Origin of the sequence: Symbiopectobacterium sp. (assembly GCF_051710365.1) — a bacterium.
GTDB lineage: Bacteria > Pseudomonadota > Gammaproteobacteria > Enterobacterales > Enterobacteriaceae > Symbiopectobacterium.
The window spans coordinates 19661-29779 of record NZ_JBPETA010000016.1 but is presented as its reverse complement, the minus strand read 5'-3'; the positions used below and the strand labels follow the sequence as shown (position 1 = coordinate 29779).

Below are 10119 nucleotides of genomic sequence, written 5' to 3'. Positions count from 1 at the left end.
GATTGTTAGTATGAATCATGAGAGTTACCTCGTGTTTTGTATAAGGATTGGACACCCATATCAAAACCGGTAACTCTCAACCTTGCAAGGTCCAGTGTCAGATCAAGTCGCGACTAATACAAATAATTATCTTGGGGACGTTGGGTGTCAGTATACATTCGATGCATCGAAGGTCGTACCCACCGCAACTGAAAACCGTCCGCGCAACATCGTCTTTAACTACATTGTGAGAGCAGCATAATGAGCAACTATTCCACTGATATTGAAACCGCCAAATTAGGCGAAAACGGCCTCAGTAAAAATGCAGGCTGGATAACTGTCTATCATGTGCACCCGGTCACACGAGAATATCAAAGCGCCAGCATGGAATATCTCATGCTTGGTGTGGGACTACCCGCACACAGTTACCCCGATGAGCCAGAGTTACCCCCTGCCGGACTGGCGTTATTGCGCACTTTTGATAGTGCAGGCTGGGAGCATGTGCCGGACTATCGTGGTAAAACTGCCTATAACACCGAGACGCGCGAAGCCTCGCTTATCACCACACTCGGTGAATTGACGGAAGGATTTACGCTACTTGAACCGGCAACCGAATTTGATGCCTGGGACGGGGAAAAATGGGTGACAGACACGCAAGCCCAGCAAGCGGCACAACAGGAGTTAACCTCACGTCTTACCGTGGCAAATGCCCGTATTCAAACGCTGAGTGATGCAGTTGATCTGGATATGGCGACGGAAGAAGAACAGGCAGCGCTCACCGCTTGGAAAACCTACCGTGTGTTGTTGAACCGTATCGATATCAACACCGCACCGGATATCACCTGGCCAGAGGCTCCGCACTAATGTGGCGCGCTGCTGATCTTCGTTTTCCGGCAGACATGGCCGCCATTCATTGCTCAGTGGTGCCTGTCCACCCGTGGGTGTACGGTGTGGGCCAGAAAACGGCAACCGGCAGTTATTTAAGCCCGGCTAATGCGCTGGCGTATCTGGCCCCACATGTCCAGGCGGCGCAGGGTGAAAATCAGGTGGTCGTCATGATGGTTTGTGCAGCAGCCCATACAGACTTTATGCAACGTCTGGCGGCATTGACGGCGGTTTTTCCGCTGCCCGATTTAACCCAGGTGGCGCGTATGGCACAAGCGGCGGCAGAGCTGGAGACGGTAAAGATGCAGTTACCAGCGAAAGGCCAAGCGCTGCCCGCCGCCATCCCGTTATCGGTTGCTACCAACCGCCAGGCGATCAATGCGCAGCGTATTGCGGTTGCACAGGCGCAAGCGGCAGTATTCAGCAGTGTGGATGCCATCAAAAGCCAGTTAGCCAGCTTTGCCGCTGAACGTGGCAACCTACTGGAAAAAATCAGCCTGGGGCTGAACGCATTACAGCAAGCCAGCGCCCGCGCCTGGGTATTTAGCGCTAAAGGACAAGGCAGCGTGATCGCTGCTGAAATGGTGAAAGACATTCCGCAACCGTCAACGGTGTATACCGCCGCGGTGATGTTTGTCGGGAAATCACTTAATGCACTGGAAGGCATGATCCATGAGCCAGATTATTACGCTCGCCCTCGATGGTGAGGCAATTCCCCTGCGTAGCCTGACGGTTACGCCCTCAATGCAGTTTCAGGACAAAGACCAGTCCGGGCAAACGTCGAGCACCGCCAATGCAGAACAGGGTATAAAGCCCAAAGAACTGCGCGTTTCGGGCGTTATCCCGTTTACGGATGCGAAAGTGTTAACCCGCCTGTTTGCCCTGGCGGAAGCCAAAGAGGGCGGCAAACTGAAACGTTACCGGGTGGCCAACCCTACCGCGCAGGCCATTAATTTTCGCCTGGCCACATTTACCGGCTCGATCGATGCGCCGAAACAGGACGGGAAACAGGCGTGGTTAGTGACCTTTACCCTGCGTGAGCATGTGAGTGTGGCCGAGAAACGGGACGCGCGCGCAGACGGAAAAACCGCTGCACAAAAGCAATCACCCGGGCAGTGCGGCGGCAGTGCGGCAGAGAGTGACGAGCAATTAAGCTGGTTTGAGCGCAAGGTACTGAAACCGGTCAATGAGGCGCTGGGGTAAGGGATGAAACCGATTAAGCGGCTGATGTTGTCCGGGGATGCGGTTCACCTGGTCAGCGTCAATATGGTGCTGGAGCTAAACGCTTGCGGACGCGGCTTTATTACCGTGGAAACCGATCAGGACTATTCCGGCAAACTGGTGCGGTTAGATGTGGGCTATACCGATCTGGTGCTGCGCTGGTTTACCGGCTACGTGGAACGCTCGCAACCGGCAGAGAACGGCTATCAACGCTTGTTTGTGCGCGAACTGGCGGGCGTGTTCGAAAGGATGTGGCCGTGTTCGTTTCAACACCCTACGCTTAAGCAGTTGGGTGCCTGGCTGGAAGAAAACAGCGGTATCACGGTGCATCTGCCGGATGCCGACTACACGCGCAAACCTATTCCCCATTTTACCCACAGCGGCACCGGTTATCAGTTACTGGCCAACCTGGGCGCGGCGTTTGGCGTTACGGATTATATCTGGCAAGTGTTGTCCGATGGTGGCCTGTATATCGGCAGTTGGCAGCACTCGCTGTTTGCGGATAAGCCCGTGGCTATCCCGCCAGAGTTCAGCACAAGCCAGGCGGCGGGCAATAGCATGACACTGCCGTGATCCAGTCGGTGCGCCCTGGTGTGGTAGTCAATGGCCAGCGCCTGACGTCAGTGCGGCTAACCGATGATGATATGGCCGTTACCTGGACGCCGCGTAATGCCCTGACGGGCAAACCTTTGCAACGCACACTGGCACAGCGCCAGATAGATGCCGCCTACCCGGAGTTATCCGCAGGGCTGCACCTGCCGCGTTTTGCCCGTGTGGAAGGGCCAGCGGAGAGCGTCAGCAGTGGCAATATTGCCGATCCCTTTCGCCCACGCTATGCGGTAGTAGATGTGCAACTACTGGATGCAGACGGCAATCCGGTCAAGGATACGCCGGTTTATCCCGCCGTCCCGCTGCCGGTGCCGATGGCGGGCAGTGAGTCGGGCATGTTCCAGTTTCCCCCTGCTGACACACTGGTAGAGATTGGTTTCACCGATGGACGGCCCGATCGCCCGTTCGTGCGGCAAACGCTGGCACAGGGCCATAGTCTGCCGGATGTGAAGCCAGGGGAGCAGCTACAGCAGCAGCGTGCGGAAGTGTCGCAGCGTGTGACGGTGGCCGGGGATTGGGAACGGCAGACCGACCAGGCCATTAAAGAGTCGTCTATGCGCCGTGATATCACCGCCGATGAAGAAAAACGCACCGTTGTTGCCAGGGAAACCACGATACAGGCGACGGACAAAACAACCGTGCTCGGTACGTCCACACTGCTGGCCGGTGCTGTGATGCAGATTGCCCAAGGGGATTACAGTCTGGCCACGCAAGCGGGCTATGTGGCCAGCGTTGGCAAATCGGCGACATGGGACGTAGGGCAAGACCTGATAGAGAAAATCGGCAATATCCGCCGCAGTATTGCCGCACAGCGTCAGGAATTTATCGCGCCTGTGGTGTGGGTAGGCAATCAACAAATCAACGTGATGCAGTTAATGATCGATACGTTGGATGTGGTGCAGGAGTTGGCAGAGCAGACCGCAACGCATACCCATGCCAACACCGGCGCACCGGTCAATGCCAATGCTATTGCAGCAACCGGCACCAAATCCAGCGCTTTACAGACGAAGTACAGCCCGGTTATCGGGTAACGATCCCGCCAGAAACCAGCCCGCCAAGCGCGGGCTTTTTTGTGCCTGCCATATAGCGCCACCAATCCCCCCACACGGCGCTAGCGTCATCAATCGCCCATCGCGCCTTACCCATGAATTCGATCACCTCACCACGTCTCGCAGGTGCAGCCAGCGCGCACACAAAATAAACGTCCACATGACAAAATCGGCGCTACACCGCACCCGCCTGCGGTTTTCGGATCAGGAAAATTTTTCAGTTTTATTTTTCTACAAACCGATACGCCAGCCCGCGCCGCTGCTGGGCTTGTGGTGAAAACCTCAAACTGAAATGATTGAAAAGAATTTCAGGTTTTTTCAGTTTTTAGGATCTCTTATGGATCGAGAGGAATTTTTATCTATCAGATAAATAAGAGTTTTATGTGGGTTTTGTCTAGTGAAAGGATCTGTGTCGCGGGATTCGCTGTTTGGTGAATAACAGATAAAAAACAAATAAAACAGATTGTTATGAAAATTAACTAAGCAAGTGAGACTGAAAAGATTTTATCAGCCTGTCATCTGAGTTCGCGGGCATCAGACGTAATTTTAACGACCACCTATTGAGCGAGCACAAGCGTGGTCAGAGAGGGGGCGCAAAATCTCGTGCGACACTTTTGCGACACTCGTTGAATCCAACAAAAAAGCCACCTCGCAAGAAGTGGCTTAATTATATGATTTTAAAGCTAAAATGTGGTGGCCCCTGTTGGGTTTGAACCAACGACCAAGCGATTATGAGTCGCCTGCTCTAACCACTGAGCTAAGGGGCCATGTGGGCGCGGATTATACGGTAACATGGCGGGGCAGGTCTAGAGCAACGTTGCCCGTATGCTGGTTTTGTATGCAGCCTAGCCCGTTGTTATCGTTATAATTACCATAAAAAAGCCCTCAATGTTGAGGGCTTTTTCCTATTTCCATTTAGATGCTGTTAATCATCTAGGAAGCTGCGCAGCACTTCGGAACGGCTTGGGTGACGCAGCTTGCGTAGCGCCTTGGCTTCAATCTGACGAATACGTTCACGCGTAACGTCAAACTGTTTGCCCACCTCTTCCAGCGTGTGGTCGGTGTTCATGTCGATACCGAAACGCATACGCAGTACTTTGGCTTCGCGCGCCGTCAGGCCAGCCAGCACATCGTGGGTGGCTGAACGCAGGCTTTCTGACGTCGCAGAGTCCAGCGGCAGTTCCAGCGTGGTGTCCTCGATGAAATCGCCCAGATGTGAATCTTCATCATCACCGATCGGTGTTTCCATGGAGATCGGTTCTTTGGCAATCTTCAGCACCTTGCGGATCTTGTCTTCCGGCATCAGCATGCGTTCGGCAAGTTCTTCTGGCGTCGGCTCACGGCCCATTTCCTGCAACATCTGACGCGAAATACGGTTCAACTTGTTAATCGTTTCGATCATGTGAACAGGAATACGGATGGTACGCGCCTGATCGGCGATAGAACGGGTGATCGCCTGACGGATCCACCAGGTGGCATAAGTAGAAAACTTATAGCCACGACGGTATTCAAACTTGTCTACCGCTTTCATCAGACCGATGTTGCCTTCCTGAATCAGATCCAGGAATTGCAGACCGCGGTTGGTGTACTTCTTGGCGATAGAAATCACCAGACGCAGGTTCGCCTCGACCATCTCTTTCTTGGCGCGGCGTGCCTTGGCTTCACCGATCGACATGCGACGGTTGATGTCTTTCACCTGCTCGATAGTCAAGCCGGTTTCTTCTTCGATCTGATGCAGCTTCTGCAAACTGCGCTGCACGTCTTCTTCCACTTCGACCAGCTTCTCGCTCCAGGGCTTGTTCATGGCCTTGGCAGCAGAGAACCAGGTGTCATTGGTTTCGTTACCGGTGAACAGCGTGACGAAGTTTTTCTTCGGCATTTTGCACTGTTCAACGCAGAGTTTCATGATCAAACGCTCTTGCGTGCGAACGCGATCCATCATGGTGCGCATGCTGTTGACCAGGAAATCGAACTGTTTCGGCACCAAACGGAACTGCTTGAAAATGTCAGAGAGCTTCAGGATCTCTTCCGCGGCCTTAGCGTGGTTACGGCCATGGGCTTTGAGCGTTTGACGTGTGACTTCGTACTGTTCACGTAGCTCGGTAAATTTCTGACGTGCCAGCTCTGGATCGATACTGTTGTCTTCTTCTGCATCGTCGTCGTCTTCACTCTCCTCGTCATCATCATCGTCATCGTCCATCTCTTCGCTGGACAATTCAGAGCCGACGTGGGTTGCGGTAGGCGCAAGATCTTCTTCGGCGTTGGGATCGACAAACCCGGTGATCAGATCGGAAAGGCGGCTTTCTTCGGCCTCGACGCGATCGTATTGTTCCAACAGGTAAGTGATAGCTTCAGGATATTCGGCAACAGAACACTGAACCTGGTTGATACCGTCTTCGATCCGCTTGGCAATGTCGATTTCACCTTCGCGGGTGAGCAACTCAACGGTGCCCATTTCACGCATGTACATGCGCACCGGGTCGGTAGTACGCCCAATTTCGGACTCTACGCTTGAGAGCACCTGAGCAGCGGCTTCTGCGGCATCTTCATCTGTGTCAGACGTAGTTTCTGCCAACAGCAGGTCATCCGCATCCGGTGCTTCTTCCATCACCTGGATGCCCATGTCATTAATCATCTGGATGATGTCTTCGATCTGATCGGAATCGATGATATCTTCCGGCAGATGGTCATTGACCTCAGCATAGGTCAGGTAGCCTTGCTCCTTACCACGGGTGACAAGTAGCTTCAGCTGTGACTGCGGGTTTTGCTCCATAAGACGGTATCCACACTTCAGAGTATTAGGTTGGTGTCGGTCGGCATAATTATACCGGTCATCTTTCACGATGCAGGTGCCTTTCGCTCGCCTGCTCGTTGAAAGCTATTGGGTATAGCCAACAATAACATTCGGGGTATTTCTTCTTCTCGCCGCAGCCCCTTCTAGCGGCTTTGGCAGGGTTTCACCCTGCTGGTTATCGGCAATTAAGCCTCTGTAATCAGTTCTTTCTTGTAAGCGCCTGGTTCAGCATGTGCACTTCGTTACGTTCTTCTGCGGTCAACCCCCGCAAACGCGACTGTGCTATCAATGATTCCAGCCGCTCCTCTAACATATGGTTATATAGGGTAGTCAAGGTATCGATAAACGTCTCTTCTACCTTGTCCTCAACGATCATGTGGTTCCAGGTTGCCATGGTTTCAAGCTGTGGGCCTGATTTATTCTCCCGGTAAAGCTCCAGAAGCTGCCCCGTTGTCAAACCGGGCTGCGCATGGCACGTTTTCACCAGCTCAATAAACAGTGGCACACCGGCCATCTTCGATGCTGCCAACCCCTCCGGGGCCGTCACCAATGCTGCCAACTGCGGATTTTGTACCAGCAACCCTATTAGTATACGCATAGTTGTGCGTTTTAGTTGGGGCGGCTGGTAAGGCTGCGCCTGTTCTGCCGTTTTTGGCAGCAGTTTATCCAGCTTGCGATCGTCAAGAATCCCCAGTTTGTTGCCGAGCTGTTGACGTAGATACAGCCGCAGGGTTTCTCCCGGCACCTGACCAATCAACGGCTATGCATCTCTTCCGAGCTTGGTTCTGCCCTCCGGAGAGCTCATATCCACTTGCTGTTGCAGGGTATCAAACAAGAACGTGGAAAGCGGCAGCGCCTGCTCCATCCTCTGTTCAAACGCTTGTTTACCCTCTTTACGCACCAGAGTATCCGGATCCTCTCCATCAGGGAGAAGCATAAAGCGCAACTGGCGACCATCATTCAAATAGGGTAGCGCCGTTTCCAAGGCGCGCCAGGCGGCATCTCGGCCTGCGCGGTCACCGTCATAGCAGTAAATCACCTGATCGGTAACGCGGAACATCATTTGAATATGGTCTGCCGTGGTGGCAGTGCCCAGTGACGCGACGGCATAATCGATACCAAATTGTGCCAGCGCCACCACGTCCATATAACCTTCAACCACAAGAAGACGTTTTAGTTCCGTGTGATTTTGTTGCGCTTCGTAAAGGCCATACAATTGACGGCCTTTATGAAAAATTTCAGTTTCCGGCGAGTTCAGGTATTTGGGCAATCCGTCTCCCAGCACGCGCCCGCCAAAGGCGATAACGCGGCCGCGCTTATCGCGGATCGGGAACATGACGCGCTCACGGAAGCGGTCATAGGTACGTCCTTGCTCATTTTTAACCAGCATTCCCGCATCGCTCAGGGTTTCACGATCTTCATCGTGACGACCAAAGCGCTTTAATACGTTGTCCCACCCGGCAGGAGCGAAGCCAATAGCGAAGTGGCGAATCACTTCCGCACTTAGGCCGCGTTGTGCCAGATAACCTTGGGCGGCGGCTGCCGTTGGCTGGTTTAACGCCTGTTGATAAAACTCGCTCAGTTGCCCCATCAGTTCATACAGGCTTTGACGCTGATGGCGTTCAAGCGCTGTGGTGCCAGTGCCGGATTCATAAGGCACTTCCAGACTGTGTATGGATGCCAATTCTTCGATACTTTCAACGAACTCCAAGCGATCGTAGTTCATTAAAAAATCGATGGCATTGCCGTGCGCGCCGCAGCCGAAGCAATGGTAAAACTGTTTATCACCGTTTACGGTGAAAGACGGGGTTTTCTCATGGTGAAACGGACAGCACGCGTGAAAGTTCTTGCCCTGCTTCTTGAGCTTCACGCGCGCGTCGATCAGATCGACGATATCAGTGCGTGCCAGCAGGTCATTGATAAAGACGCGTGGGATTCGTCCAGCCATAAGCACCTGTTTTTAATACAAATAAACGATAGCTTATAAACGACAACGAGCCGCGCTTCCTTTCGGAAAGCACGGCCTTCGTATGCAACTGCTAAGTCTGCGGATTAATCACGCGGTGGAGGCCAGGCCTCCAGAAATTAATACAGACGAGTGCGGCGTGCGTTTTCTCGAGCCAGTTTCTTAGCGTGACGTTTCACAGCAGAAGCTTTAGCGCGTTTACGTTCGGTTGTCGGTTTTTCATAGAACTCACGACGACGAACTTCAGCCAGAACACCCGCTTTTTCACAGGAACGTTTGAAGCGACGCAGCGCTACATCGAACGGCTCGTTTTCACGTACTTTAATTACCGGCATGTGCCTCTCACCTTAATAATTCGGTATGTGCTGGCCTTGTGCCAGCCTTTTCAAAATGGTGCGGAATTCTACTGTAAACGTGATGCGCTTGTAAAGCATTGCGGCGATCATAAAACACCCAACGCGCACGCAGAGCAGAAAATCCAAACCGTTAATGGTAGACTATCTGTTGTATGAAGCAAGTGGCAAGTGGCAAGTGGATGTCGGCTTGCGTGGCAACGAACGTTAGGTAGAACGATGCGCATATTGGGTATTGAAACCTCCTGTGATGAAACCGGGGTGGCGATTTATGACACGGATGCCGGGTTATTGGCTAACCAACTGTATAGCCAAGTAAAACTACATGCTGATTATGGCGGTGTCGTGCCGGAGATGGCCTCGCGCGATCACGTGCGTAAAACGGTTCCTCTGATTCAGGCTGCCCTGAAAGAGGCGGACCTGTCCGCATCGGACATCGATGGTGTGGCTTACACTGCCGGCCCTGGACTGGTGGGCGCATTGTTGGTCGGCGCAACGGTCGGGCGTGCGCTGGCATTTGCCTGGGGCGTGCCGGCGATTCCGGTTCACCACATGGAAGGGCATTTGCTGGCCCCGATGCTGGAAGATAATCCGCCGGAATTTCCTTTCGTGGCGCTATTGGTTTCTGGCGGTCACACGCAGTTAATCAGCGTCACTGGCATCGGTGAATACCGGTTGCTGGGAGAATCTGTTGACGATGCTGCCGGTGAAGCCTTTGATAAAACGGCAAAGCTGCTGGGACTGGATTACCCGGGAGGCCCGATGTTGTCCAAACTGGCGCAGCGTGGGGATGCCTCACGTTTTACCTTTCCTCGCCCGATGACCGACAGACAAGGGCTGGATTTTAGCTTTTCCGGTTTGAAAACCTTTGCCGCCAATACTATTCGCGCCAATGGCAATGATGATCAAACCCGTGCTGATATTGCGCGCGCGTTTGAAGATGCGGTGGTTGATACGTTAGCGATAAAATGTCGCCGAGCGTTGGATGAGACCGGCTTTAAACGTCTGGTGATGGCTGGCGGCGTCAGTGCCAACCGCACGCTGCGCGCTCGCCTGACAGAGACCATGGCTAAACGGGGTGGGGCGGTGTTTTATGCGCGGCCTGAGTTTTGTACCGATAATGGCGCGATGATTGCCTATGCGGGCAGTGTGAGGCTGTTGCACAATCAAAGTCATGAACTGGGCGTGAGCGTGCGTCCACGTTGGCCATTGGCGGAGTTGCCTGCCGTTTGACCCAACCCCACGCCAGATACCCTCATCTGG

7 protein-coding genes, 1 tRNA gene and 2 pseudogenes are annotated in these 10119 nt (G+C 53.4%); 5 read left to right on the top strand and 5 right to left on the bottom strand.

What is annotated here, in order from left to right; translation table 11 throughout:
- Positions 1 to 240 precede the first annotated feature (240 nt).
- The 4 genes and pseudogenes from ACTBDZ_RS02805 to ACTBDZ_RS02790 all read left to right on the top strand — a co-directional run bounded on the left by ACTBDZ_RS02805 (position 241) and on the right by ACTBDZ_RS02790 (position 3725).
- Positions 241 to 843: a tail fiber assembly protein gene (locus ACTBDZ_RS02805; RefSeq protein ID WP_438814155.1), complete on the top strand. Its 603-nt coding sequence runs from the start codon at positions 241 to 243 to the stop codon at positions 841 to 843.
- A complete protein-coding gene (locus ACTBDZ_RS02800; RefSeq protein WP_438814154.1) occupies positions 843 to 1571 on the top strand; it encodes a hypothetical protein in 729 nt (242 codons plus the stop codon). Before ACTBDZ_RS02805 ends, ACTBDZ_RS02800 begins: the two co-directional genes overlap by 1 nt.
- On the top strand, positions 1537 to 2067 hold the full coding sequence (locus ACTBDZ_RS02795) for a hypothetical protein (RefSeq protein ID WP_438814153.1): 531 nt from the start codon (positions 1537 to 1539) through the stop codon (positions 2065 to 2067). Before ACTBDZ_RS02800 ends, ACTBDZ_RS02795 begins: the two co-directional genes overlap by 35 nt.
- 3 nt (positions 2068 to 2070) lie before the next feature.
- Positions 2071 to 3725: pseudogene (locus ACTBDZ_RS02790) on the top strand (hypothetical protein).
- On the opposite strand, the gene ACTBDZ_RS02785 reads toward ACTBDZ_RS02790, so the two are convergent.
- The 5 genes and pseudogenes from ACTBDZ_RS02785 to rpsU all read right to left on the bottom strand — a co-directional run bounded on the left by ACTBDZ_RS02785 (position 3715) and on the right by rpsU (position 8838).
- A complete protein-coding gene (locus ACTBDZ_RS02785; RefSeq protein ID WP_438814152.1) occupies positions 3715 to 3840 on the bottom strand; it encodes a hypothetical protein in 126 nt (41 codons plus the stop codon). The pseudogene ACTBDZ_RS02790 and the gene ACTBDZ_RS02785 overlap by 11 nt on opposite strands.
- A gap of 594 nt (positions 3841 to 4434) precedes the next feature.
- A tRNA-Ile gene (locus ACTBDZ_RS02780) sits at positions 4435 to 4510 on the bottom strand.
- 158 nt (positions 4511 to 4668) lie between these two features.
- Positions 4669 to 6516: an RNA polymerase sigma factor RpoD gene (gene rpoD / locus ACTBDZ_RS02775; protein WP_438814151.1), complete on the bottom strand. Its 1848-nt coding sequence runs from the start codon at positions 6514 to 6516 to the stop codon at positions 4669 to 4671.
- Positions 6517 to 6736: 220 nt separating this feature from the next.
- Positions 6737 to 8485: pseudogene (gene dnaG / locus ACTBDZ_RS02770) on the bottom strand (DNA primase).
- Between the two features lie 137 nt (positions 8486 to 8622).
- On the bottom strand, positions 8623 to 8838 hold the full coding sequence (gene rpsU / locus ACTBDZ_RS02765; RefSeq protein WP_001144069.1) for a 30S ribosomal protein S21: 216 nt from the start codon (positions 8836 to 8838) through the stop codon (positions 8623 to 8625).
- 237 nt (positions 8839 to 9075) lie between these two features.
- On the opposite strand from rpsU, the gene tsaD reads away from it, so the two are divergent.
- On the top strand, positions 9076 to 10089 hold the full coding sequence (gene tsaD, locus ACTBDZ_RS02760) for a tRNA (adenosine(37)-N6)-threonylcarbamoyltransferase complex transferase subunit TsaD (protein WP_438814150.1): 1014 nt from the start codon (positions 9076 to 9078) through the stop codon (positions 10087 to 10089).
- Positions 10090 to 10119: the final 30 nt, after the last annotated feature.